The sequence below is a fragment of the Aliiroseovarius sp. CAU 1755 genome (assembly GCF_054482655.1).
The window spans coordinates 401547-424285 of record NZ_JBTLRH010000001.1 but is presented as its reverse complement, the minus strand read 5'-3'; the positions used below and the strand labels follow the sequence as shown (position 1 = coordinate 424285).

Below are 22739 nucleotides of genomic sequence, written 5' to 3'. Positions count from 1 at the left end.
GTTCATCACGCACGCAGCCGTTCGTTGTTCGGATCCCAAAGCGGTTGGTCGGGCTGCACGATTGCGGGACGTCGTTCGCCGTAGATCTCGACCTGAAGCTCGGTGCCGGGGGTTGCCAGATCAGCGCGCACCATACCCAGCGCGATCGAGGCACCCACGCGATAGCCCCAGCCGCCAGACGTGGTTTCGCCGACAATCTGACCGTCATGCCAAATGCACGACATATAGGGCGCGTCGGTATCCCCCGCGTCGACGATCATCGTGACAAAGCGCTTCTTCGGGCCGGTTTTGGCTTCGGCCCGCAGCGCCGCTTTGCCCGGGAAGTCTTGCGGCTTGTCCAGACGCACGAAACGATCCAGCCCGCCCTCGAACATGGTGTAGTCGGTGGACAGGTCGCCTTTCCACGCGCGATACCCTTTCTCAAGCCGCAGACTGTCCAGCGCATACATGCCGAAGGGCTTGGCACCCGCCCCGATCACTGCATCGTAAAGTGCGGGGATATTGGCGTTCTCGGCGTGGATTTCCCAACCCAGTTCCCCGGCAAAGCTGACCCGCGCGAGGGCGCAGTCGACCCCAGCCACGCTCGCGGGCTGATGCGACAGCCAAGGCGCGGTCAGATCGGCCTGGGTTCCCAGACCTTCGAACAGATCACGGGCCTTGGGTCCAGTGACAATCAGGGTGGAATAGTCTCTTGTATGGTCCGTCAGGCTAAGTCCCGCTGGCAACGCGCGGGCCAGCACTTCGAAGTCATGCCATTGCGCCGTGGCGGCGGTGATCAGGGTAAAGAAGTCGTCGGCGTGGCGCATACACGACATCTCGGTCAGGATGCGGCCACGGGTATCGGCGAAATACAGCAGGTTCATCCGCCCCACTTTGGGCAAGCCCCCGATGCACATGCCGCGCAGCCATTCCGCCGCGCCAACGCCCGACAGGTTGAAGCGCGAAAACCCCGGCAGGTCCAGCACGCCCACACCGTCACGTACGGCCTCGCATTCTTCGCGGATACGTTGCTCCCACGGGCCCGAGCGACCCCATGTATGCGTTGCCTCAAGCGAGGTATCGTCACCGGGCTTGGCGTACCAATTCGCGCGTTCCCAGCCGTTATAGACACCCATTACGCCACCAGCGGCGATCACTTTGTCATGGATGGGTGACAGCTTTTTGTCACGTGCGGCGGGCCATTCGTGGTGGGGGAAATGCATGGCATATTCGTTGCCATAAACCTCCATCCCTTTCTGCACGCAATAGTCGTGATCGGTGTAGTCAGTGTAACGGCGCGGATCACACGCCCACATATCCCATTCGGTCGCCCCGTCGACGATCCATTCCGCCAGCACCTTGCCTGCTCCACCGCCTTGGGCAATGCCGAAAGTAAATACGCACGCCTCAAACGCGTTTTTCACACCGGGCATCGGGCCGATCAGGGGCAACCCATCGGGCGCATAGGGGATCGGGCCGTTGATCACGCGCGACACGCCTGCTGTGCCCAGCGCAGGGACACGTTCCATCGCATCCGTGACAATATCCTCGATCCGGTCCAGATCATCGTTCCAAAGCTGGAAGCTGAAATCGTCGGGCATCGGGTCGTCGTCAGTTGCCCAATGAGCGCGGCAGTTAGGCTCATAAGGGCCAAGGTTGAAGCCGTGCTTTTCCTGCCTCAGATAGTACGACACATCCACATCCCGCAGCAGAGGCAGCTTCTTCCCGGTTTCTTTAGTATAAGTCTCTATTTCAGGGATTTCTTCGGACAATAGATATTGGTGGCTCATCACCATCATCGGCACGGTGCGCCCTCCATACGGTTTGAACCACTCACCGACGCGCTGGGCATAATACCCGGCCGCGTTCACCACATAATCGCAAGCAATGTCGCCCTTTTCGGTGTGGACGGTCCACGTGCCGTCATCGTGCTGGGTGACGCCATTTGCCGGACAGAACCGCACAATCTTGGCGCCCATATCGCGCGCGCCTTTTGCCAGAGCCTGCGTCAACTGCGCCGGGTCTATGTCACCGTCATGCGGATCATACAGCGCACCCACAAGATCATGCGTTTCGAGAAACGGATACCGCGCCTTGGTTTCATCCGGGGTCAGGATCTCGATATCCATTCCTTGATAACGACCCATCGAAGCTGCACGCTGAAACTCCTGCATCCGTTCCTTCGTATGCGCCAAACGGATCGACCCGGTGACGTGGTAGTTCATCGGATAATCCACCTCGTCGCCCAACCGCGCATAAAGCTCGGTCGAATAGCGCTGCATGTTCATAATCGCCCATGAGGTTGAGAAGGTCGGAACATTGCCCGCCGCGTGCCATGTAGACCCCGCCGTCAGCTCGTTCTTTTCCAGCAGAACGCAGTCAGTCCAACCCTTCTTGGCAAGGTGATACAGCGACGAGGCGCCGACGACACCGCCGCCGATGATGACGACGCGGGCTTTGGTGGGGAAATCAGACATTTTGGGCTCCGTCCATTTTGGGTGTCACTGCGCGCTTTGCGGCAGGCCGTCTGTGATGTCGTAATAGTCGCCTTTGTCGGCAACAAAGATGTGCTTTTCCAGTGTCAGACCGGTTGGGCCGTCGATGGCACCCAACGAGAAACTGATCGTGTCATCGTCATGGGCTTTCCAGAACAGAAACGACCCGCAGGACGCGCAGAAACCGCGCTTGGCCGTGGGGCTGGCCGCATACCAGGACACGTCACCCGTGATTGTCAGGTCGCGTTCCGGCACATAGGCAGACGACCAAATCCCGCCGGATTGTTTGCGGCACTGACCGCAGTGGCACATCGAATTGCCCTTCGGCCTCGCGGACGTTTCGAATTGGATATTGCCGCAGAGGCAGCTTCCTTTCAGCATGGCGATCTCCTTAATACACCGGCGGGGCGATGACCCACACGGCGACGGCGGGTTCGTCATAGGGGTTGGCCCATTCGTGCAGTTCGTTACGGATGCGAAAACTGTCACCCGGCCCGACGGTGAAACGGCGGCCACCGATTGTCAGATCGAGTTTTCCGGCCACCATATAGCCAAGCTCTTGCGTTGGGCGCAGCGCCGGTGTCTGCATTTTCGAACGCGGCTTGAACGTGGAATGAATCACTTCAAAATCATCCGTCAGGTCCGGCGAAAGCAGTTCTTCAATCAGCCCCTCGTCGCCAGACCCCATCGGGCGGCGCGCTCCCGCACGCACGACATATCCCTGCTCATCAGCCAAGGCAGAAGTATGCGCAAATAACAGCGACATCGGCACGCCCAGCGCCTTGGCAATAACCCGCAAGTCCGAAATCGATGGGTCGGATTTGTCACGCTCAACCTGACTAAGCCACCCGACCGAGCGGCCAAGCGCAGCGGCCAACTCGGTCAGCGTCAGCCCGCGCGACTTGCGCAGCGCGCGAATATCCGCGCCGAGGCTTCTGTTTGAGGCGGGATCACTGTGCAGCATCCTTAACATTCCTCACGGCTTGAAACCCTACGTGAAATTTTCACGTCTTTTTTCACGATGGGGCGAAGAGATGATTCGAGGCAAGTGGAAATTCTCAATGCCACTTAGCGCGTGAAGGTGTCGCTCAGGATAGCGGCCAATTGATTTGCATCGTCTTGCGTAAACGCATTGGGTTGATTGCTGTCGATATCAAAGACCGCAATCAGGTCGCCCGCCCCATTCCAAACCGGCAATACCAACTCGGACCGGGTCGAGGACGCACAGGCGATATGGCCGGGAAACGCGTTCACATCCGGCACCAATTGCGCCTGCCCCGTGCGCGCCGCCACGCCGCAGACCCCGCGTGAGAACGGGATTTGCAGGCATCCGTGCCCACCCTGATAGGGACCGATTTTCAACAAATCAGGCTCTGTTACGCGGTAAAACCCCGTCCAGTCGAACCGATCATCTGCGTGATGCACTTCGCATGTCACAGTCGCCATCAAGGCAACCTCGTCACGCTCCCCTTCGGTCAGAGATGCGATGGTCTGTGCAAGTTCTTTGTACTCGACGCGCGGCATGGGGGCTCCGAAAACCTAGGAGCGCGGATGATCCGCGCCCCTTTTGTATACGGTCGAGCTTATACGCGTTCAATCGCGATGGCTGTGCCTTCTCCGCCGCCAATGCAGATCGCCGCAACGCCGCGTTTCAGCCCACGTTTTTCCAGCGCGTTCAAAAGCGTCACGATGATCCGCGCGCCCGAGGCGCCGATTGGGTGGCCCAGCGCACAGGCGCCACCGTTTACGTTCACTTTGTCACGGGTCAGACCCATTTCGTGCATGAAGGCCATCGGCACGACGGCGAAGGCCTCGTTCACCTCCCACAGATCTACGTCGTCCGTCGACCAGCCAAGCTTCGCCAAAAGCTTTTTGGCGGCAGGAACCGGCGCGGTGGGGAACAGGTTGGGTTCCTGCGCGTGGCTGGCGTGACCCAGAATGCGCGCGCGAATTTTCAGGCCTTGCGCCTTGGCAGCCTCCTCAGACGCGACAACCAGAGCCGCAGCGCCATCTGAAATCGACGAGCTGTTGGCCGGCGTCACGGTGCCATCCTTGCGGAAGGCCGGTTTCAGCGTCGGGATCTTTTCAGGCCGTGCATTGCCGGGCTGTTCATCCTCGGACACCACGACATCACCCTTGCGGGTCTGGATGGTTACGGGCGCAATCTCACCCTCAAACGCACCGGAATTTTGCGCCTCAAGCGCGTTTGAAAGTGATTTCAGTGCATATTCATCCTGCGCCTCGCGGGTGAACTGGAAGCTTTCGGCGCAATCCTCGGCGAAGGTGCCCATCAGGCGCCCTTTGTCATAGGCATCCTCAAGCCCATCAAGGAACATGTGGTCAACCACTGCACCATGCCCGATCCGGGCACCGCTGCGCATCTTTGGCAGCAAATAGGGCGCTTCGGTCATGCTTTCCATGCCGCCGGCAACCATCATTTCGGTGCTGCCCAGGGCGACTTGATCATAGGCGATCATGGCAGCTTTCATGCCTGACCCGCACATCTTATTCAGCGTCGTGGCCGGCACCTCTTTCCCCAAGCCTGCAGCGAATCCCGCCTGACGTGCGGGGGCCTGGCCTTGCCCGGCCGGCAAAACGCAGCCCATCAGAAGTTCTTCGATGTCGCCAGCCTTGGCACCAGCATCGACCAGCGCGGCTTTGATAGCCGTGCCACCAAGCTCTGACGCACTGACACCGGAGAAAGCGCCCTGAAAACCTGCCATGGGCGTGCGTGCAGCCCCCGCAATAACTACGTTTTTCATCTTCTTCTCCATCCCGGTTTCAAAATCTGTGACACGCTTACCGAATGGTAAGGATCGCCGTCTAGTCTGTTTCTCAACTTAGCCCTGAAGGAGAGACCCGGTGCAACTGACCTTTCAAGACATAGCCGACACGCGCGTAATCGTCGTTGGCGACAACAGGATCGATGCCGCAATTGCCATCAGCTTCAAGGATCGCATGCGCGAACTGACTGAAACCGGCCCAAACCGAATTCTTGTCGACATGACCTGCGTGGACTTTATCGATTCCAGCGGATTGGGCGCCATTGTCGCGGCGATGAAGCAGGTTGCCGACAGCAAATCGTTGGAACTGGCCAACCTTTCGAGCACGGTCAAGAAAGTCTTCCGACTGACCCGTATGGATACGGTGTTTGCTATTCATCCCAGCATTGACGCCGCGATCGGTGGCGGCATAGCCAATGCTGGCTAAGAAATTGTGCTTCACGGGGTGCGCGAATGACCTGCACGACAAGGCTCTGCCGGCACAGAAAGCCGAAATGAACTTGGTTTTTCCGGGAAATGCGCTGGCCGTCAGGCGCGCCCTGAAAGCGTCAATGGTGGGCCTGCGCCATCTCGACCTTTCCCAAGACGAAAAAGGGGTGGTCGAAATTGTCCTGGCTGAGGTGCTGAACAACATCGTCGAACATGCCTATGACGACACACACACTGGGGTGATCGAGCTTACCGTTTCGCGACAGGACGACGATCTGTTTTTTCTGGTGTTGGATGATGGTCTGCCCCTGCCTGAGGCAAAAGTCCCTGCGGGCGCTGCTCATAATCTGAACACGCCGACCAGCGACTTGCCGGAAGGTGGTTTCGGGTGGTTCCTGATCAAGCAACTGACCCGCAACCTGTCGTATCAACGCAGTGGCAATCGCAACTGGCTCTCGTTCTCAATTGCCTTGAAAGACACGCAGAGCTTCTGAGGCAGGCGCACAGCCAACACCACGCTCGATCAAACAGTGAGCTTTGAAAATTGCCGCTGTATTGGCAATCGCAACCCGACCCCGTAGGTTTTACCTAACTCTAACCAACGGGATGTCATGCGCGACTTTCATCTTCCTGGCCGGTCGGCTGTATTTGCGACAAATACCATGTGCGCCACGTCGCACCCTCTGGCTACGCAAACGGCGATCGATATCCTGAAAGCTGGTGGCAACGCCGTCGATGCCGCAATCGCTGCCGCTGTTTTGCTTGGGTTATGCGAACCGCAAATGACAGGGATTGGTGGCGATTGCTTCGCGCTTGTTGATGCGCCGGGTCAGGATGGGATCATCGCGTTGAACGGATCCGGCCGTGCGCCCAAAGGCCTGAGTGCTGCGCGACTTCGCGCCGCCGGGCATCAGACAATCCCCTTGCGGTCGGTCGATGCCGTAACAGTCCCCGGCGCGGTTGATGCCTTCTGTCTGCTGTCGCAAGATTGGGGTCGGCTACCGCTATCCCAAGTGTTGGCGCCTGCAATTCACTATGCCGAGGAAGGAGTGCCCGTGGCCCCGCGCACCGCCTGGGACTGGGCCATTGCACACCAAGAGGGCGTTCTGACCGGCTGTGCCAAAGACTTCTATCTGCACCACGGCAACCCGCCACGTCCCGGCGATGTTTTTCGTGCGCCCAGTCAGGCCAGTGTGCTCAAGCAAATAGCCGCGCATGGTCGCGCAGGCTTCTATGAAGGCGAAGTGGCTGATGATCTTGTCACCTCCCTGCAGGCACTGGGCGGCACCCACCAACTTGATGATTTCGTGGGACCCCATGCTTTCTATACGACACCGATATCGGGAAGCTACAACGGGATCGAACTGGTAGAACACCCGCCGAATGGGCAAGGCGCAACAGCGATTTTGATGGCCAATATCCTGTCGCATTTCGACATGAGCTCATTTGATCCTTTTGGCGCAGAGCGCGCCCATATCGAAGCGGAAGCCGCTAAACTCGCCTACGACACGCGCGAACGCTTCATTGCCGACCCTGACGCCGCAAGCCGGCTGGACCATATGATGTCCAAAACGACAGCAGCGCAGTTGGCAGGCCTGATTAACCCGACCCGCGCGCTGCCGTCGCCTGCCGTGGTAAGCGAAGCCGTCCACAAAGACACAGTCTATCTGACGGTTGTGGACAGCGACCGGATGTCGGTATCGCTGATCTATTCGATATTCCATGCCTTCGGTTCGGGCCTTGCCTCGGATCGGTTCGGCATCCTGTTCCAAAACAGGGGCGCCGGTTTCAGCCTCGCCGCGGGTCACCCGAACGAAGCGGCCGGTGGCAAGCGGCCTATGCACACCATCATCCCGGGGATGCTTTGTGACGGCGGCAAGGTGGTGATGCCTTTTGGTGTCATGGGTGGTGCTTACCAGCCGAATGGCCATGTGCGCCTTCTGTCCAACATGGTCGATTTTGGGCTAAACGCCCAAAGCGCGATCGACGCGCCCCGCTCGTTCTTTGATAAAGGCATGTTAAACCTCGAACGCGGCTACGCAACGGCTGTGCGTTCACAGCTTGAGCACATAGGGCACAAGACGGCGATCCCCGAACAACCAATCGGCGGCGCACAAGCCATTCGCATTGATCATGATCGAGGAGTTCTTGAGGGCGCATCAGATGCGCGCAAGGATGGATGTGCGATCGGGTTTTGACCCAAGATCAGTTCATTTGCACCTGCAAAGGATACTGACCATCCTCAAAATCACCGAAAAACTCAGGCAGATCGGGATGCCCAACCGGTTCACCCGAATAGTCGGCAATCAGGTTCTGTTCGGACACATAAGCGACATAATAGCTTTGGTCATTCTCAGCGAGCAGATGGTAGAAAGGCTGATCCTTCTGCGGACGGCTTTCTTCGGGAATGGCGTCATACCATTCATCGGTGTTGGAAAACATCGCATCGACATCAAAAACCACGCCCCGGAAGGGGTGCTTCCGATGGCGGACAACCTGCCCAAGACGATATTTCGCACGCGTTTTCAGCATTCTTAACAACCCCTAAGTCCCTGAATAGCGTTTTATCCAGCGCGTTGTCCATGCAACGCGGCCGGATTTCTGGGAAACAAATTGTGTAAACATAGTCGAAATGAGCGGAAATCCCGCATTTTGGCAGGCCCTCGCCGGCAACGAAAAAACCGACTTCTTTCGATTCACAGCCCCAACAATTTCCGTTATGATCGAAAAAAAACAAATGATTGCGAGAGGCAGATGAGCAGACTTCTTCGCACGGCATTGGTTCTGTTGTTCGTGGCATCCTGTGGAGGGGACTCCAAGGCGCCACGGAATCTGGACAATGCGTGCAGCATTATCGCGCAACGGCCCAATATCTACCGGGCAATGAAGCGCACCGAACGAAAATGGAATGTGCCCGTCGCTGTGCAAATGGCGATGGTCTATCAGGAATCAAAGTTCATCAGGGATGCCCGCACCCCGGTGAAATACGTTCTGGGCGTGTTGCCGATGGGTCGCCAAAGCTCGGCCTATGGGTATGCACAGGTTCTTGATGGCACCTGGAAAGAATACCAGCGCGACGAAGGTGGCCGGGGCGCACGACGCACCGACATCAAGGATGCGACCGATTTCATGGGTTGGTATATGAACGAGACACGCGCCAAGACCGGGATCCCCCTGACTGACGCGCGCAACCAGTATCTGGCATATCACGAGGGTCGGACGGGCTATCTGCGTGGCAGTTATAAGTCAAAAAGCTGGTTGGTTCGTATCGCGGACGAGGTCAACGCGCGCGCCATTCTTTATCAGCGTCAGCTGGCCGCGTGCCGACGTTGAGCCCTTTGTGGGCTCAGCCAAGGACCTCTAGCGCGCGCGTTCCTTGATCGCCGCCGTGATCGAGAAAAGAGAGCTTTTCAAAGCGCCACCCGTGGTTAGCTCACCCAAGATGACGGTGGTTTGTGACCCGGCGTTGTCGGTGATGATCCACTGACGCAGTTCGGTCGGGCTGTCGGTAAATTTCAGCGCGATCGTTCCGATCTCGGGGTTTTCCGGGTCTTGTGCGACGACCGTTGTCGCGGTTCCATCATAGGTGTGGCCCACCACCATCTTTGCCTGCGAAAGGTTCACGTCTTTGGCCAGAATCAGGCTCAGAGGCGTGCGTTTCAGCGGGTATTGCTGAGGGCCTGCGTTGGATTTTCCATCAAAAATCGCGACCTGAGAGCCACCGGCGACGACCAGCGCATCTGTTGGCGGATTGTATTCGAAACGCGCCCGACCCGGTCGTTTCAAAAAAATCGTTCCCGTCGAGATCGTTCCATCATCGTTGATCTGAGTGAACTGCGCCTTGGCCGTGTCCAGCTTGTTCAGATATTGCGAGATGGCATTCAGCGACAGCTTCTCGGCAAAAGCCGGAAGCGCGGTCATAGTCACCGCGGCTGCGGCGATCATTATACGAAAGGGGGTCATCTATCCTACCTATACTGCTCGGGCGCATCTTATCCCGTTTAAGCTGGGGAAATTAAGCCTGAACAGTGCGTGATAAGCGATAACACGCCAGCGTCTTTGCCTGCTACTCTGCAACCGCTGCTGTGATGATGACTTCGACCTTAAGCTCTGGTGTCGCAAGGTCGGCCGATCCGGTGGCGCGGGCGGGCGCGTGGCCTTTGGGCACCCAAGCATCCCAAACCGCATTCATCTCGGCAAAATCTGCCATGTCTGACATCCAGATGACAGCCTGCAGCATATGCTTGGTCGAAGACCCCGCCTCGTTCAGCAGGGTTTCACAACGAGCCAGGCATTCGCGCGTCTGTGCGGCCACGCTGTCACCAGGATTGCCGACTTGCCCGGCAAGGTAGACAACTCCTTTGTGCGTGACGCTTTGGCTCATGCGGTCTGTAGTATGGCGTCGTTGGATCATTTTCGGCCTCATTAGTGTCTATTATTGCCTATTTACGCGGCTTTGATTGTGCAATCGCAGCGGCCTGCCGGGTGCAGGCACACTGCGTGATCTTGGCTGTCCCTACTGCTCTGGGATCAGGATTTCGCGTTTGCCAACATGGTTCGAAGCAGAAACGAGCCCTTCGTCTTCCATTTGCTCAACCAATCGAGCGGCCTTGTTATAGCCGATCCCAAGTTTGCGCTGGATGTAAGAGGTCGAGCACTTGCGGTCCTTGATCACAATTGCCACTGCCTGATCATACTGCGCATCTTCGCCCGTGGTGTTGCCACCGGTGTTCAAGCCAAGAACCGCGTCGATATTGTCCGCCTTGTCGTCGGCAGGTCCTTCGACCACGCCCCCGACATATTCGGGTGCGCCGAAGCCCTTCAGATAGGTCACGATCTCTTCGACTTCTTCATCGGACACGAACGGTCCATGCACGCGGATGATCCGCGACCCACCGGCCATGTAAAGCATGTCCCCCATGCCCAGAAGCTGCTCGGCCCCTTGTTCGCCCAGAATGGTGCGGCTGTCGATTTTCGATGTCACCTGGAACGAGATCCGGGTCGGGAAGTTCGCCTTGATCGTGCCAGTGATCACATCCACCGACGGGCGCTGCGTGGCCATGATCAGGTGAATACCCGAGGCCCGCGCCATCTGCGCCAGACGCTGGATGCAGGCCTCAATTTCCTTGCCAGCGACCATCATCAGGTCGGCCATTTCGTCCACGACCACCACGATATAGGGCAGCTTCTGCGGTGCAAATTCCTCGGTTTCGAAAATCGGCTCGCCGGTGTCGTCGTCGAACCCGGTTTGCACGGTGCGTTCGAACATCTCGCCTTTGGCCAACGTGTCGGCGACGCGGCCGTTATAGCCTTCGATGTTGCGCACGCCCATTTTGGACATCTTGCGATAACGGTCTTCCATCTCGCCCACGACCCATTTCAGAGCCACGACGGCCTTTTTCGGGTCGGTCACGACCGGCGACAACAGGTGCGGAATGCCATCATAGACACTAAGTTCCAGCATCTTCGGGTCGATCATGATCATCCGACATTCTTCCGGCGTCAGGCGATACAACAGTGACAGGATCATCGTGTTGATCGCCACCGATTTGCCCGATCCGGTCGTCCCTGCAATCAGCAAGTGAGGCATCTTGGCAAGGTTGGCGACGATCGGGTCGCCCCCGATATCCTTGCCCAGCGCCAGTGGCAGACGCATATTGCCGTCGCCAAAATCACGTGTGGACAGGATTTCGCGGAACGACACCATTTCACGCTTTTCGTTCGGCAATTCGATACCGATCACCGATCGGCCGGGCACGGTGGATACACGCGCGGACAAGGCAGACATCGACCGGGCAATATCATCGGCCAGTCCAATGACCCGGCTGGCCTTCAAGCCCGGCGCGGGTTCCAGTTCATACATCGTGACAACGGGGCCGGGGCGGACTGAAACGATCTCACCTTTCACGCCATAGTCGTCCAGCACGGCTTCCAGCATCCGGGCGTTTTCCTCTAGCGCCTCATCCGACAGGTGATGGCGTTCGATTGTCACCGGATTGGCCAGCAGGTTTAGCGGCGGCAATTCATAGTCAGGATGGCTTTCTTCAAACTTCAGCGATGGCTGGGCTTCGGCCTTGGCCCGTGTCGAAGGTTGAACGGGCTTGCGGGTCGTGTGCTGCACAACCTTCTTGGCGGGCTGGGTCAGGCCTGCATGGGCCGGCGTGTAGACGCGCGGTTCGGCTGCAGCAGCGTTTGGATCCATCAAATCCTCGACGATCAGGTCATCGTCCTGCGACATTTCCGACGCATCCACTTGATCTGGGCTGGGTGCGACGGCGGTCGGCTCTGGCTGCGGGGCCGTGTTCAGGATGATCGGGTCGGGGCTGCGACGGTGGCGCGCAACGGCTCGTTCCAGCGGCGGTTCCAGCCGGGACGGGTCGGCCAAGGGCGTATGGTGCGCGCGGTTTTTCAAGGCTGACGCAATCTTGGCACGAATACGATCTTCGCCCCCCAAACCTTCGGGGATGTCACCGTCAAATGTAGGCATCTCAACCAATTCTGGTTCGGGCGTGCGACGGAAAAGTGTCTCTAACAAACCCGGTTTCGTAGGTGCGGGCGCGGGCGCGGGGTCATCGAACATCTCGTCATGGGACGGGGCGACAGCGCCATGCAGCGGCGGTTCAGGACGACGCACGCGTGCCGCGCGCAACGGCGGTGGGGCGGTGAATTCGTTGTCAAAGACCTCATCATCCTCGGCGCTGGTGATGCGATGGTCCTTACGGGCAGCGTTTCTTGCCTGCATGCGGCGGGCCGTGGCCGTTGCACCAAGTGCCGCACCCTTGGCACCTTTGCCCAAAAGCGAAACGACACCTGCATAGGTCATCACAACGCCAACAAGCAGGAAATGGCCAAGGCGCTGAAGTTCGAAACGGTCAACGCCGATGACAAACAGGACCGCGAAAAGCGCCGCCACAGCTGCGATCGCAGACATGATCTTCAACCCCAGACCGGCGCTGAAGGGCAGGCCTGCCAGAAGTGCGCCCAGAACGGTATCGCCAAACAATCCGCCCAACCCGAACGAATGGGTCCAACCCGCGCCCGGCACCAATGTCGAGGCATAGATGGAACACAGCGCGACGGCGATCGGCGCAAAGATCAGGCGCCCCATGGCGCGGTCTTCGCCAATATGAAAGGTCATACGAACGCCCCAGACGCCAAGGATCAACGAAAGCGACCACGCACCAAGCCCAGCGATAACCGCAAGCGGCGAGGCGATGAATGCCCCCAAACGCCCCAACGCATTTTGCGCCGGCGTGTCAGTTGCCGACATCCAGCCCGGATCTTCCGGTGAATAGCTGCCAAGGATCAGGGCTAAGATGATGCCAAGCGCAATAAGGCCCAGCCCCAAAAGCTCTTTGCCTCGCCGCTCGATCACAGCCTGCGTGTTGCTGTCAAAGATGGGATCCCGTTGTTTCGCCTGATACGCCATACCACCACGTCCTCACTTAAAGAGGCAGTCACGGATCTTTTCCAACCCGTGCTGCATTTCTTGTTTTGGGGCCACCAGGGCGACCCGAATATACCCCTTTCCGGGGTTTTTACCGTTCACATCCCGCGACAGATACGCACCGGGAAGCACCCGCACGCCTGTTTCGGTCCAAAGCTTCATTGCCGCCTTTTCACCGTCTTTGACCGGCAGCCAAAGAAAGAAGCCCGCATTTGGTGCGTTGTAGCCTTCGACGCCTTCGAACACTTTGTCCGCCAGCGCGTATTTTTCCTGATAGAGCTTGCGGGATGCGGCCACATGCACCTCATCCGCCCAAGCGCGTTCCGCGACGCGCTGCAAGGGCAGCGGCAACGGCGCACCGGCATAGGCCCGCAATTGGCGCACGCGGCGGATAGACTCCGGCCCGCCAGCGACAAATCCAGACCGCAGGCCCGGAAGGTTTGATCGTTTTGACAGCGAATGAAACGCCACGACCCGTTCAGGGTCTGCGCCGCCCTCTGATGCGACTTCAAGTGCGCCGGGGGGCGGGGTGTCGCGGTAGATCTCGGAATAGCATTCGTCGGCGAATATCTTGAAATCGTGCTTTTCGGCCAACGCAATCAGGCTCGCCCAATAGTCGCGATCTGCAACGGCACCCTGTGGGTTGCTTGGCGAGCAGATATAGGCGACCTCGGTGCGGTTCAGAACGTCTGGTGAAAGTTGCGAATAGTCGGGCAGGAACCCGTTTTCAGCCGTAGCAGGCAAGAAGACAGGTTCAGCGCCAACCGTCACTGCGGCCACCGCATAGACCTGATAAAACGGGTTGGGAATCAGAACGACGGGCCGTTCCCCGCGTGCGGTCATTTCGGGGCACAGTGCGATCAGCGTATTGAACAACCCTTCGCGTGTGCCGTTCAACGCCATGATCTGTCGCGTCGGATCAAGGCGGACACCATAGCGACGTTCAAGCCAACCCGCGATCACCGCAAGAAGCTCTGGCGACCCATCATTTGGCGGATACAGTCCGAATTCTTCGGTGTGATCGGCAATAACCTGCGTGACCCATTCCGGGAATGGGTGCTTTGGCTCACCGATGGTCATATGCATCACCTCACCGCCCGGCTGATGGGCATCAAGGAGGCTCCGCAACCGCGGAAATGCATATTCTGGCAAGCTGGAATACCGCTCGGGAAACGTCATGTGAACGTCTTATACTGCCTCAAATATCGGGATCATTGCGCCCCGTTTGAACCAACGATAGCCCGCATTCCGCGGCGGGTCCAGAAAAACGCCGATAAATTCGGTGCTTGCAGGTTCAAGATGTGTCTTTACGCCAACACCGCTTCGGCAGCAGCGCCCAGGCGCAACAGGCGTTGTTCAGCCATAGGCGCACCCAGCATCATAAAGCCAGTGGAAGGAAGGCCCGTCGGCACCGTCAGTCCGCATGACCCCATCAGATTTCCAATCCGGGTATTTCGCAGCGCCCAGAGGTTTTCTTCGACATAGTAGTCATGGTCGTTCATCAGACGGTCGATGTTTGGCGGCATGATAGGCGACGTGGGCAGAACCACGGCATCGAAACCGGCAACCAGAGCGTGGTATTCTTCTCGGATCGCCTTGAGCCGCTGCCATGCGCGCACGAAGGCCGTGCCAGAAAACTGCGCACCTGCGCGGAAACGGTCGCGCACTTCGGCGAACATCAAGTCGGGTTGGGCCTCGATCTCGTCTTGCCATGTGGCATAGGCTTCGGTGGTGAACAGCACGCCCGACATGGAGAGGGCCTCATCTACAATCGGCAATTTGGCGCGCCGAACCACGGCGCCCCCGTCCATCAGGCGATCCAGCGCACTGTCGAAACCAGCCTTCGGAGCCCCCCGCGCACCTTCCAAACCATTTTCGAGCACCAATAGCCGTGCACCTTTCAAACTGGCACCGCGCAGATCAGCGGGCGCAGCACCTTCAAGAACCGCAAGCATAAGCGCTGCATCTTCAACCGTTCGGCACAGCGGTCCGACCGTATCAAAACTGGCGGCCAACGGCACGACACCGTCAAGCGATAAGCGACCGGAGGTGGTTTTCAGACCCACAAGGTCATTCCAGGCCGAAGGGATGCGCACAGATCCGCCCGTATCAGACCCTATTCCGCCTGCAGCGAGCCCAAACGCTACCGATGTTGCCGCACCCGAGCTGGACCCGCCCGACACCGCGTCGTGATCATTCACACATGGGCTGGTCGCCGTCACCGGGTTCAGGCCAAGGCCTGAAAAGGCCAGCTCACTCATGTGGGTTTTGCCGAGGCAGACCAGACCCTGCGCGGTGGCATTGCGCAGCACTTGCGCGTCGCATGTTGGCAGGCGGTCCTTCAACAACGCCGATCCGGCCTCGGTCGCGACCCCTGCCGTGTCAAACAGGTCTTTCCAGCTGATCGGCACACCGTCCAGCATCCCCAGCCGATTACCGGATGCGGCGCGAGCAGCGGCTGCGCTGGCCTCTGAAAGCGCCCGATCTTCGGTGAGCCGCGCATAGATGCGATCTGCAAACTTGTGCGCCTTGATCGCCTCAAGAAAGGTCTGGGTCAGGGCGATCGGGTTGATTTCACCAGAGCAAATCCCGCGGCCGAGGTCGCCCATGCTCATGGTCAGCCATGCGTTGTTCATCGGGCCCTCCTGTTCTGTATAATCGTGACGGTAGCGGCGCTGGCGCGCATGGACAATCCCCGACAACGGGTTCAAAAAGGCAATATGGAATTTGATGCCGATATTCTGATCGTTGGCGGTGGGTTGAACGGCCCTGCTCTGGCGCTTGCTCTGGCCGATACCGGCTTTACCGTCACGATTATTGACGCGTTGCCCAAAGGAGCGCGTGGGGGCGAGGATTTCGATGGTCGTGGTTATGCGCTTGCGCTGGCCTCGCAACGGCTGCTGTCAGCTCTTGGTGTCTGGCCTAAGGTCGCGCCCAGTGCCCAACCGCTTCTGGATATCCGCATTTCCGACGGTAGGCCCGGCGAAGGCCCCAGCCCGTTCGTGCTTGAGTTCGACCACGCCGAAATCGACGAAGGCCCAATGGGCTATATGGTCGAAGATCGGTTCCTGTCCCGCGCCCTTCTGGACGCGGTCGAGTCGCACCCGAAAGTGACCCTAATTGACCAGGAAACCGTGGTTGCGCAGACGGTCGGCCCCGCCTCGGCTACACTTGAACTTGCGTCAGGCAAGCACCTGAAAGGCCGATTGGTCGTGGGCTGTGATGGGCGCCGGTCCGGCACATGTGAACGCGCTGGCATTAAACGGCACGGCCATGATTACGGGCAGACATCGCTGGTCTGCGCGATTAGCCACGCGCTGCCGCATAACGGCGCGGCGCACCAGTTTTTCATGCCGTCTGGTCCCTTGGCCATCTTGCCGTTGCCGGGCAACCAAAGCTCGATCGTGTGGACCGAAACTCATGAAGAAGCCGCCCGCATCCATGCGCTTGATGACGAAGGCTATCTTCAGGAACTGCGCCCAAGGTTTGGGTCGTTTCTGGGCGACATCACTCTGGCGGGCGCGCGCTTCACCTATCCGCTTAACCTGACGGTTGCCGACGCTTTTGTGGCCGACCGACTGGCGTTGGTGGGTGACGCAGCACATGGATTGCACCCGATTGCGGGGCAAGGGTTGAACGCCGGATTGAAAGATGTGGCCGCCCTGGCCGAGGTGCTGACCCTCGCCCGTCGGCGCGGCGAGGATATCGGACGGCTGGATGTGCTAGAGCGTTACCAGCAATGGCGCCGGTTCGACGTGGCGCAGATGGTCGCCGCGACCGAAGCTACCAACCGATTGTTTTCAAATGATAATCCCATCCTACGCACCGTTCGCGATCTTGGGCTTGGGGTGGTGAATGCGATGCCGGGTCTGCGTCGGGGCTTCATCCGCGAAGCCGCTGGGCTGACCGGCGATCTGCCGCGCTTGCTTCAGGGCCGACAGATCTGAGGGCCTAGTCTTCGATCTTGCGCGCTTCGTCCACCAACATCACCGGAATGCCACCCCGGATCGGAAAAGCCAACCGGGCCGCTTTCGACACAAGCTCCTGCTTGTCGGCGTCATAGCTCAGCACGGTTTGAGTGACCGGGCAGACGAGCGCTTCGATCATGCGACGGTCAAATTGAGTTGCTTGCGGGTCGGTCATTGCACTTTCTCCTCGCCCACGCCTTTACGAAGGGCATATTCCATCAGCGTTACCAGAGTCTCGCGGCGGGTGCTGAGCGAAGGCGCCTCCAGCAACGCCTGCTTGTCTTCCGGGTCGAACGGGCACAACATCGACAGCGCGTTGATCATCAACTCGTCTTCGGCAGTTCGCAGGCTTTCCCAGTCTGTTTGCAGTTCTTCCAGTTCGAAAAAGCGGGTCAATAGGTCCAAAAATGCGTCACGGTCCATGCTTGGGTCGTGTTCGGGCTGCCCAAGATCACGGTCGAAGCTGCGCCAGTCCAGTTCGGCCCGAAGATATGGCGTGAAGCCCTGTTGCACAGATCCCAGACGAAACCGTGACACACCGGTCAAGGTGATCATATAGCGCCCATCCTCGGTTTCGGTGAACGAGGTGATACGCCCTGCACAGCCGATGGAATGCAGTCGCGTATCTTCGCCGCATTCTTCGCCCATGGGCTGGATCATCCCGATCATCCGTTCAGGTGTCTTTAGCGCGTCATCGAACATCGCCAGATAGCGCGGTTCGAATACATGCAAAGGCAGCCGCCCGCGCGGCAAGAGCAGCGCCCCCGGCAAGGGGAACAACGGCAGGAAGTCGGGCAGGTCAGCAGCTGAGATCATGGGCCCACTGTAGCGCGGCTTGCGCGATCACACAAAGATCATCGACGACAGCTTGCGCCGACCGGTCAAAGCAATCGGGTCCTTCGCATCCAGCGCGTCGAAAATCGTGAACAGTTGCGCCTTGGCGGCCCCGTCATTCCAGTCTCTATCCCTGCGGAAAAGCTCTAGCAATTCGTCAACGGCGCCTTGCACGTCGCCTGACGCATTCAGGGCAACCGCCAGATCAAAGCGCGACTGGTGATCATCAGCGTTCGCGTCCACCGCAGCGCGCAGTTCGGTCACCGGACCTGCGTTTTCCGCCTGCCGCGCCAGTTCGATCTGCGCGCGCGCGGCCTCAAGTTCAGCGGCGTCAGAAATCTCAGCAGGAGCGCCGTTAAGAACGGCTTCGGCCTCATCGGGTTTGCCAGCCGCAATATGCGCGCGTGCCAGCCCACCAAAGGCGGCGGCACTGTTGGGGTCTTCTTCCAGGATCGCGGCATAGGTTTGCGCGGCGTCGTCAATTGCGCCAGCCTCAAGCATCTCGTCTGCGGCAGCAATCGCATCCGCCAGCCCGTTATCCGCATCACCGCCCAGCGCAGCCACTCGGTTCACAAACTCCTTGATCTCAGACGGCGGCACGGCGCCTTGAAACCCATCGGCGGGCTGACCCTGCCAGAAGGCGTAAACCGTTGGGATAGACTGCACACGCAACTGACCTGCGATCATCTGGTTTTCGTCCACATTGACCTTAACCATGCGGACCTTGCCACCCGCCTCGGTGACGGCAGCTTCCAGTGCGGGGCCAAGCGTTTTGCACGGTCCACACCACGGCGCCCAGAAATCAACGATGATCGGAACCTCTTGCGAGGCTTCGACCACGTCCTGCATGAAGGTTGCTTCGCCGACATCCTTGATCAGATCAACTGCGGCCGGTGCACCACCAAGTTCGAGTTCCATCGCGTAAGCTCCTTCAAATTCGCTAGGGTCTATATGACCCCTACCCTGCCGGTTTTAAAGGTCGAAAGTGGCAAAGACCGGGGCGTGGTCAGATGGTTTTTCCCACCCGCGCGCATCGCGCAAGACCCGCGAAGCGTGACCCGCGTTCGAGATGTCAGGCGTGGCCCAGATGTGATCCAGCCGCCGCCCCTTATCCGCCGCGTTCCAATCCTTCGCACGATAGCTCCACCAGCTGTAAAGCTGCCCCTCGGGGATATCCTGCCGGGTGATATCGACCCATTTGGCGGCGTCCTGAACCTCGGCCAGTGCTTCAACCTCGACCGGCGTGTGGCTGACCACTTTCAGAAGCTGCTTGTGAGACCAAACATCGTCTTCGCGCGGAGCGATGTTCAGATCGCCCACAAGGATCGACTTGCCCGGCTTTTCGCGGGCAAACTGGTCGCGCATGTCTGTCAGGTAATCAAGTTTCTGCCCGAACTTCTCGTTCACCTCACGGTCCGGCACGTCGCCGCCTGCGGGCACATAGAAATTGTGGATCGTGACGCCGTTTTCCAGCTGCCCCGCGATGTGGCGGGCATGATCAAGACCAGCGAAACCGAAGCTCACCACCTCTTTCATCGGCAGGCGCGACAGGATCGCGACGCCGTTATAGCCCTTCTGCCCGCGCGCCACCATGTGGGTGTAGCCCAGCGCGGCGAAACCTTCGGTCGGGATCTTCTCGACCGGGCTTTTGCATTCCTGAAGGCACAGAACGTCAGGGCCTTCCTCGGCCAGAAGCTTCTGCACAATCGGCTCGCGCAGACGCACCGAGTTAATGTTCCATGTGGCAAGGGTGAAGCTCATGATATCCTCCGGTGAACGCGCGTTTGGGGCGACCATAGAGGACGGGGCAAAAAGTGAACAGGGGCGAGTTTCGCCCGCCCCCGCCCGTCAGGCATAAGACACCACTTCCCATTCCATGCCATCATGGTCATCGAAATAAAACCGCCGCCCCGGTTCATAATCTCCATGGTTATGCGGCGTGAATCCGGCGGCTTTCACCCGCGTTTCAACTGCGTCGATGTCATCCACGGTGACGCCCACATGGTTCAACCCGGCGCGCGTGGTATAGGAATGTTGCGGGTCATCCATGGCGCTATTAGGCTTTTATAGAGCCACATAGCTGCCCTCATCCCCCACATGGGCGGTGTACCCACCCGACATCGCATCGCCTTCCCAACGGATTTTCCAGTCAAACACCGCGCCCAACCACGCGGCGGTCGCCTTGGGGTCTGATACGGTCACATTCACATGTTCCAGAATTGCCATTTTGGCCTCCTTGATCTGTTATGATTCCCTTGGTAATTCCTAAAGCTCACTTTAGCTCAAGCTTTTTCTTTAGGGATTCCCATGGACCGCAGAAACGAGATTTCGATCGGCACTTTGGCAAACCGCACAGGGCTGGCCGTGTCCGCGATCCGCTATTACGAAACCCAAGGGCTGGTCGCACCCGAACGCAACGCGGGCGGACAAAGGCGGTTTTTGCGTTCGGACATAAGGCGGCTGAGCTTCGTGATGATCGCGCAGAAGTTCGGATTCACCTTGGACCGCATCCGAGAGGTGCTGTCCCGCCTGCCGCAGGGTCGAACCCCCACCGCGAAAGACTGGACCGAGATTTCCCAAGACTTCCGCGCCGAGCTTGATGAACAGATCGAGGCCCTAACCCGCCTGCGCAACAAGCTGGACGGCTGCATTGGGTGCGGGTGTTTATCGCTAGACCGCTGCGCGCTTTACAACCCTGACGATGTGGCGGCGGATAAAGGGGCTGGGCCAAGGTATTTGATGGGGGACGAGGCGGTTCGGCCGGAGGGGTGAGGGGGGTCGTGTTTGACAAATGTCTGGTTCGAGTCCGTTCCGGAGATTGGAGCAAACATAGAAAGCAACAAAGAAATCTCGATGAAGTTTCACTATGGAGTGATTGGCGAGGTGCTCTGTCTTGTTGTGCTGCAATCATCGTATTATGGAATCTGAGCTATCTTAATGCGGTGTAACCTGCATCCAGATCAAACCGACGCCGAAAGAATGGAGCGTGCATGGCAAGCGAGCGGTACTTTGAAATCCTTCTCTCTCGATCCGTCTCATGTGTTTTTGGCGAAGGATATTCACTTGTCGCACAACAACTGACGCTGCCAAGCGGGCGCATCGATTTGTTGCTGCAACATTGCGACGGCGCAAAGCACGTGATCGAAGTCAAGAAAGATAGGGCTAAGTCTGATGCCGTTGATCAAGTCGGGCGTTATGTTGAAGACTTTAAGTTACAAGGTGCCGGGATCGTGCACGGCTGGGTTGTCGCAAACGAAATCCCGGAACAAACAGACCTTTATGCCGCGGAGAAGGACATTCGAACACTTGCAATTCCTGAAAGGGACTATGCGGCGATCATGACCGCATCGGGCGTGTCAGAAGAAGATCTACTCGGAAAACGTGTGCAAGCTGGCATACTCATTGGCGGCGGGGTCCAGTCATTTCCCAAAAATGCGGTACCTCTTGAAGATGCCATTACCAATTTGAGCGCCGATTTGCGGGCCTATGTAGTGCACCAGCATAGTGTTGGCACTTTCGAATTTCAAAGTGGGAAAATGCAAATTGCCGTCATTTATAAGGGCGTGAAAATCGGAGGTATAAACCGTGGTCACAAACACAATTTTATATCGTCAAACATCATCCTTGATGGGGCAGACGAAGCTGTTTTAGTCAACAATGGCTTCGTGAGGGTTACAAAGACCCAAGCTAGTAGCGCTCACGTGCATGTATATTGGAAAAACAAGATCGATGACGTTGAAGCACTGGACAATGTTCTAGCGCATTTTTCGGCTTCGATAGATAGACGTCTATTCTCCAAGTAGCGCTTGCAATGACTTGGCCACCACCACGTCGTAGCCCGCCCTGCGGAGCGACCACTTGGTGCAGTCCGCGAGCGCTAAAGTGAGGGCTTCAGAGGTCGGCGTTGTCAGCACAGCCGACATTCACAAAAAAATGACCGGGCACAAAGGCCCGGCCAGTCCGTCAGGGAGGAATGTGCCCATAACCCCGGGCACGAGGGAATTCTAAGCGTTCAGGCGATACCCGCCGCTCTCCGTCACCAACAGCCGCGCGTTTGACGGATCGGGCTCGATCTTTTGGCGCAGGCGATAGATATGTGTCTCTAACGTGTGGGTTGTGACGCCTGCGTTATAGCCCCAGACCTCGTGCAGCAGCACATCGCGCGCCACCACGCCGTCGTTTGAGCGGTATAGGAACTTGAGGATATTGGTCTCTTTCTCGGTCAGGCGAACCTTGCGGTCATCCTCGGTGATCAGCATCTTCATCGACGGTTTGAACGTATACGGCCCAAGCTGGAAGATGGCGTCTTCGCTCTGCTCATGTTGGCGCAGCTGGGCGCGAATGCGGGCCAGAAGCACCGGGAATTTGAAGGGTTTGGAGACATAGTCATTCGCCCCCGCATCCAGACCCAAAATGGTGTCGGAGTCGGTGTCATGGCCGGTCAGCATCACAATGGGGCATTTCACGCCCTGTTTGCGCATCACGCGGCACAGCTCGCGCCCATCCGTGTCAGGCAGGCCCACATCAAGGATCACAAGGTCATAGATCGCCTCTTTCGATTTGGTGATCGCCTCGGCACCGTTAACGGCTTCGAAGACATCGAAGTCCTCGGTCATCAAAAGCTGTTCGGCCAGCGCGTCGCGCAGGTCCTCGTCATCATCAACCAACAGTATCTTTTTCAGCGTGGACATATCCGGGCTCCTCTGTCGTGCTTGTATAGACATGTTGCCCACTCACTCGATTGGCAAGATTTGCAACAAGTGCCTCACGGCCTCGTGTCAATTCGCCGGTAAATGTTTCATAT

General features: G+C 58.3%; 23 protein-coding genes and 1 pseudogene. 7 read left to right on the top strand and 17 right to left on the bottom strand.

Translation table 11 applies throughout. The features are described from left to right. Window positions 1–5: 5 nt before the first annotated feature. The 5 genes from ACXYMP_RS02120 to ACXYMP_RS02100 form a co-directional block, all read right to left on the bottom strand. Window positions 6–2456, bottom strand: a complete 2451-nt coding sequence (locus tag ACXYMP_RS02120) for a GcvT family protein (protein WP_458904034.1) — start codon at window positions 2454–2456, stop codon at window positions 6–8. A gap of 24 nt (window positions 2457–2480) precedes the next feature. Then, entirely contained in the window at window positions 2481–2855 is a 375-nt protein-coding gene (locus ACXYMP_RS02115) for a GFA family protein (RefSeq protein ID WP_298567029.1), read from the bottom strand. A gap of 10 nt (window positions 2856–2865) precedes the next feature. Beyond that, window positions 2866–3438 (bottom strand): helix-turn-helix domain-containing protein, encoded by a 573-nt coding sequence (locus ACXYMP_RS02110; protein ID WP_298567027.1) that lies wholly within the window; start codon window positions 3436–3438, stop codon window positions 2866–2868. 104 nt (window positions 3439–3542) lie between these two features. Beyond that, window positions 3543–3998, bottom strand: coding sequence for a GAF domain-containing protein (locus tag ACXYMP_RS02105; RefSeq protein ID WP_458904031.1), 456 nt, complete (start codon window positions 3996–3998; stop codon window positions 3543–3545). Window positions 3999–4057: 59 nt separating this feature from the next. Beyond that, window positions 4058–5236 (bottom strand): thiolase family protein, encoded by a 1179-nt coding sequence (locus ACXYMP_RS02100; protein ID WP_298567023.1) that lies wholly within the window; start codon window positions 5234–5236, stop codon window positions 4058–4060. Between the two features lie 100 nt (window positions 5237–5336). Between ACXYMP_RS02100 and ACXYMP_RS02095 the strand changes: the two genes are divergently transcribed. From ACXYMP_RS02095 to ACXYMP_RS02085, 3 genes are all read left to right on the top strand, one after another. Continuing rightward, window positions 5337–5684 (top strand): STAS domain-containing protein, encoded by a 348-nt coding sequence (locus ACXYMP_RS02095; protein ID WP_298567021.1) that lies wholly within the window; start codon window positions 5337–5339, stop codon window positions 5682–5684. 67 nt (window positions 5685–5751) lie between these two features. Continuing rightward, window positions 5752–6180 (top strand): ATP-binding protein, encoded by a 429-nt coding sequence (locus ACXYMP_RS02090; protein WP_458904028.1) that lies wholly within the window; start codon window positions 5752–5754, stop codon window positions 6178–6180. Window positions 6181–6297: 117 nt separating this feature from the next. After that, window positions 6298–7884: a gamma-glutamyltransferase family protein gene (locus ACXYMP_RS02085; protein ID WP_458904026.1), complete on the top strand. Its 1587-nt coding sequence runs from the start codon at window positions 6298–6300 to the stop codon at window positions 7882–7884. Window positions 7885–7891: 7 nt separating this feature from the next. Here the strand turns inward: ACXYMP_RS02085 and hspQ are convergent, their stop codons facing one another. Further along, window positions 7892–8218 carry a heat shock protein HspQ gene (gene hspQ / locus ACXYMP_RS02080; RefSeq protein WP_298567016.1) on the bottom strand — a complete coding sequence of 109 codons (327 nt, stop codon included), beginning with the start codon at window positions 8216–8218 and terminating at the stop codon, window positions 7892–7894. A 222-nt stretch (window positions 8219–8440) separates the two neighbouring features. Here hspQ and ACXYMP_RS02075 point away from each other — a divergent pair, with 222 nt between their 5' ends. Next, window positions 8441–9019, top strand: coding sequence for a transglycosylase SLT domain-containing protein (locus ACXYMP_RS02075; RefSeq protein WP_298567014.1), 579 nt, complete (start codon window positions 8441–8443; stop codon window positions 9017–9019). Between the two features lie 27 nt (window positions 9020–9046). Here the strand turns inward: ACXYMP_RS02075 and ACXYMP_RS02070 are convergent, their stop codons facing one another. The 5 genes from ACXYMP_RS02070 to ACXYMP_RS02050 all read right to left on the bottom strand — a co-directional run bounded on the left by ACXYMP_RS02070 (window position 9047) and on the right by ACXYMP_RS02050 (window position 15769). Further along, window positions 9047–9649, bottom strand: coding sequence for a LolA family protein (locus tag ACXYMP_RS02070; RefSeq protein ID WP_298567012.1), 603 nt, complete (start codon window positions 9647–9649; stop codon window positions 9047–9049). 103 nt (window positions 9650–9752) lie between these two features. Continuing rightward, on the bottom strand, window positions 9753–10100 hold the full coding sequence (locus tag ACXYMP_RS02065) for a RidA family protein (protein ID WP_298567010.1): 348 nt from the start codon (window positions 10098–10100) through the stop codon (window positions 9753–9755). A 102-nt stretch (window positions 10101–10202) separates the two neighbouring features. Then, entirely contained in the window at window positions 10203–13115 is a 2913-nt protein-coding gene (locus ACXYMP_RS02060) for a DNA translocase FtsK (protein ID WP_458904022.1), read from the bottom strand. Window positions 13116–13127: 12 nt separating this feature from the next. Further along, a complete protein-coding gene (locus ACXYMP_RS02055; protein WP_458904020.1) occupies window positions 13128–14312 on the bottom strand; it encodes an aminotransferase class I/II-fold pyridoxal phosphate-dependent enzyme in 1185 nt (394 codons plus the stop codon). A 128-nt stretch (window positions 14313–14440) separates the two neighbouring features. Continuing rightward, window positions 14441–15769, bottom strand: a complete 1329-nt coding sequence (locus tag ACXYMP_RS02050; protein WP_458904018.1) for an amidase — start codon at window positions 15767–15769, stop codon at window positions 14441–14443. A gap of 84 nt (window positions 15770–15853) precedes the next feature. Here ACXYMP_RS02050 and ACXYMP_RS02045 point away from each other — a divergent pair, with 84 nt between their 5' ends. Further along, a complete protein-coding gene (locus ACXYMP_RS02045) occupies window positions 15854–17080 on the top strand; it encodes an FAD-dependent monooxygenase (protein ID WP_298567002.1) in 1227 nt (408 codons plus the stop codon). Between the two features lie 4 nt (window positions 17081–17084). Here the strand turns inward: ACXYMP_RS02045 and ACXYMP_RS02040 are convergent, their stop codons facing one another. From ACXYMP_RS02040 to ACXYMP_RS02020, 5 genes and pseudogenes are all read right to left on the bottom strand, one after another. Next, window positions 17085–17276: a Trm112 family protein gene (locus tag ACXYMP_RS02040; RefSeq protein ID WP_298567001.1), complete on the bottom strand. Its 192-nt coding sequence runs from the start codon at window positions 17274–17276 to the stop codon at window positions 17085–17087. After that, complete coding sequence (locus ACXYMP_RS02035) at window positions 17273–17917, bottom strand: LON peptidase substrate-binding domain-containing protein (protein ID WP_298566999.1); 645 nt, start codon at window positions 17915–17917, stop codon at window positions 17273–17275. The genes ACXYMP_RS02040 and ACXYMP_RS02035 overlap by 4 nt, the downstream gene beginning before the upstream one ends. A 27-nt stretch (window positions 17918–17944) precedes the next feature. Then, window positions 17945–18853 (bottom strand): thioredoxin, encoded by a 909-nt coding sequence (gene trxA / locus ACXYMP_RS02030; protein ID WP_458904015.1) that lies wholly within the window; start codon window positions 18851–18853, stop codon window positions 17945–17947. A gap of 54 nt (window positions 18854–18907) precedes the next feature. Then, a complete protein-coding gene (locus ACXYMP_RS02025; RefSeq protein ID WP_458904013.1) occupies window positions 18908–19696 on the bottom strand; it encodes an exodeoxyribonuclease III in 789 nt (262 codons plus the stop codon). An 87-nt stretch (window positions 19697–19783) separates the two neighbouring features. Continuing rightward, window positions 19784–20161 (bottom strand): annotated as a pseudogene (locus ACXYMP_RS02020) (VOC family protein). 81 nt (window positions 20162–20242) lie between these two features. Between ACXYMP_RS02020 and soxR the strand changes: the two are divergent. Both soxR and ACXYMP_RS02010 read left to right on the top strand, forming a co-directional pair. Then, the gene (soxR, locus tag ACXYMP_RS02015; RefSeq protein ID WP_458904011.1) at window positions 20243–20707 is read left to right on the top strand and encodes a redox-sensitive transcriptional activator SoxR; all 465 of its coding nucleotides are present in this window, start codon (window positions 20243–20245) and stop codon (window positions 20705–20707) included. 218 nt (window positions 20708–20925) lie between these two features. Beyond that, window positions 20926–21738 carry an endonuclease NucS domain-containing protein gene (locus ACXYMP_RS02010; protein WP_298566992.1) on the top strand — a complete coding sequence of 271 codons (813 nt, stop codon included), beginning with the start codon at window positions 20926–20928 and terminating at the stop codon, window positions 21736–21738. Window positions 21739–21939: 201 nt separating this feature from the next. Here the strand turns inward: ACXYMP_RS02010 and ACXYMP_RS02005 are convergent, their stop codons facing one another. Beyond that, window positions 21940–22626, bottom strand: coding sequence for a response regulator transcription factor (locus ACXYMP_RS02005; RefSeq protein WP_458904008.1), 687 nt, complete (start codon window positions 22624–22626; stop codon window positions 21940–21942). Between the last annotated feature and the right edge of the window lie 113 nt (window positions 22627–22739).

Bases quoted from the DNA above. Each gene is read 5' to 3' on its own strand.
- ACXYMP_RS02120 (WP_458904034.1), bottom strand. From the start codon at position 2,456: ATGTCTGATTTCCCCACCAAAGCCCGCGTCGTCATCATCGGCGGCGGT.
- ACXYMP_RS02115 (WP_298567029.1), bottom strand. From the start codon at position 2,855: ATGCTGAAAGGAAGCTGCCTCTGCGGCAATATCCAATTCGAAACGTCC.
- ACXYMP_RS02110 (WP_298567027.1), bottom strand. From the start codon at position 3,438: ATGCTGCACAGTGATCCCGCCTCAAACAGAAGCCTCGGCGCGGATATT.
- ACXYMP_RS02105 (WP_458904031.1), bottom strand. From the start codon at position 3,998: ATGCCGCGCGTCGAGTACAAAGAACTTGCACAGACCATCGCATCTCTG.
- ACXYMP_RS02100 (WP_298567023.1), bottom strand. From the start codon at position 5,236: ATGAAAAACGTAGTTATTGCGGGGGCTGCACGCACGCCCATGGCAGGT.
- ACXYMP_RS02090 (WP_458904028.1), top strand. From the start codon at position 5,752: ATGAACTTGGTTTTTCCGGGAAATGCGCTGGCCGTCAGGCGCGCCCTG.
- ACXYMP_RS02085 (WP_458904026.1), top strand. From the start codon at position 6,298: ATGCGCGACTTTCATCTTCCTGGCCGGTCGGCTGTATTTGCGACAAAT.
- hspQ (WP_298567016.1), bottom strand. From the start codon at position 8,218: ATGCTGAAAACGCGTGCGAAATATCGTCTTGGGCAGGTTGTCCGCCAT.
- ACXYMP_RS02075 (WP_298567014.1), top strand. From the start codon at position 8,441: ATGAGCAGACTTCTTCGCACGGCATTGGTTCTGTTGTTCGTGGCATCC.
- ACXYMP_RS02070 (WP_298567012.1), bottom strand. From the start codon at position 9,649: ATGACCCCCTTTCGTATAATGATCGCCGCAGCCGCGGTGACTATGACC.
- ACXYMP_RS02065 (WP_298567010.1), bottom strand. From the start codon at position 10,100: ATGATCCAACGACGCCATACTACAGACCGCATGAGCCAAAGCGTCACG.
- ACXYMP_RS02060 (WP_458904022.1), bottom strand. From the start codon at position 13,115: ATGGCGTATCAGGCGAAACAACGGGATCCCATCTTTGACAGCAACACG.
- ACXYMP_RS02055 (WP_458904020.1), bottom strand. From the start codon at position 14,312: ATGACGTTTCCCGAGCGGTATTCCAGCTTGCCAGAATATGCATTTCCG.
- ACXYMP_RS02050 (WP_458904018.1), bottom strand. From the start codon at position 15,769: ATGAACAACGCATGGCTGACCATGAGCATGGGCGACCTCGGCCGCGGG.
- ACXYMP_RS02045 (WP_298567002.1), top strand. From the start codon at position 15,854: ATGGAATTTGATGCCGATATTCTGATCGTTGGCGGTGGGTTGAACGGC.
- ACXYMP_RS02040 (WP_298567001.1), bottom strand. From the start codon at position 17,276: ATGACCGACCCGCAAGCAACTCAATTTGACCGTCGCATGATCGAAGCG.
- ACXYMP_RS02035 (WP_298566999.1), bottom strand. From the start codon at position 17,917: ATGATCTCAGCTGCTGACCTGCCCGACTTCCTGCCGTTGTTCCCCTTG.
- trxA (WP_458904015.1), bottom strand. From the start codon at position 18,853: ATGGAACTCGAACTTGGTGGTGCACCGGCCGCAGTTGATCTGATCAAG.
- ACXYMP_RS02025 (WP_458904013.1), bottom strand. From the start codon at position 19,696: ATGAGCTTCACCCTTGCCACATGGAACATTAACTCGGTGCGTCTGCGC.
- soxR (WP_458904011.1), top strand. From the start codon at position 20,243: ATGGACCGCAGAAACGAGATTTCGATCGGCACTTTGGCAAACCGCACA.
- ACXYMP_RS02010 (WP_298566992.1), top strand. From the start codon at position 20,926: ATGGCAAGCGAGCGGTACTTTGAAATCCTTCTCTCTCGATCCGTCTCA.
- ACXYMP_RS02005 (WP_458904008.1), bottom strand. From the start codon at position 22,626: ATGTCCACGCTGAAAAAGATACTGTTGGTTGATGATGACGAGGACCTG.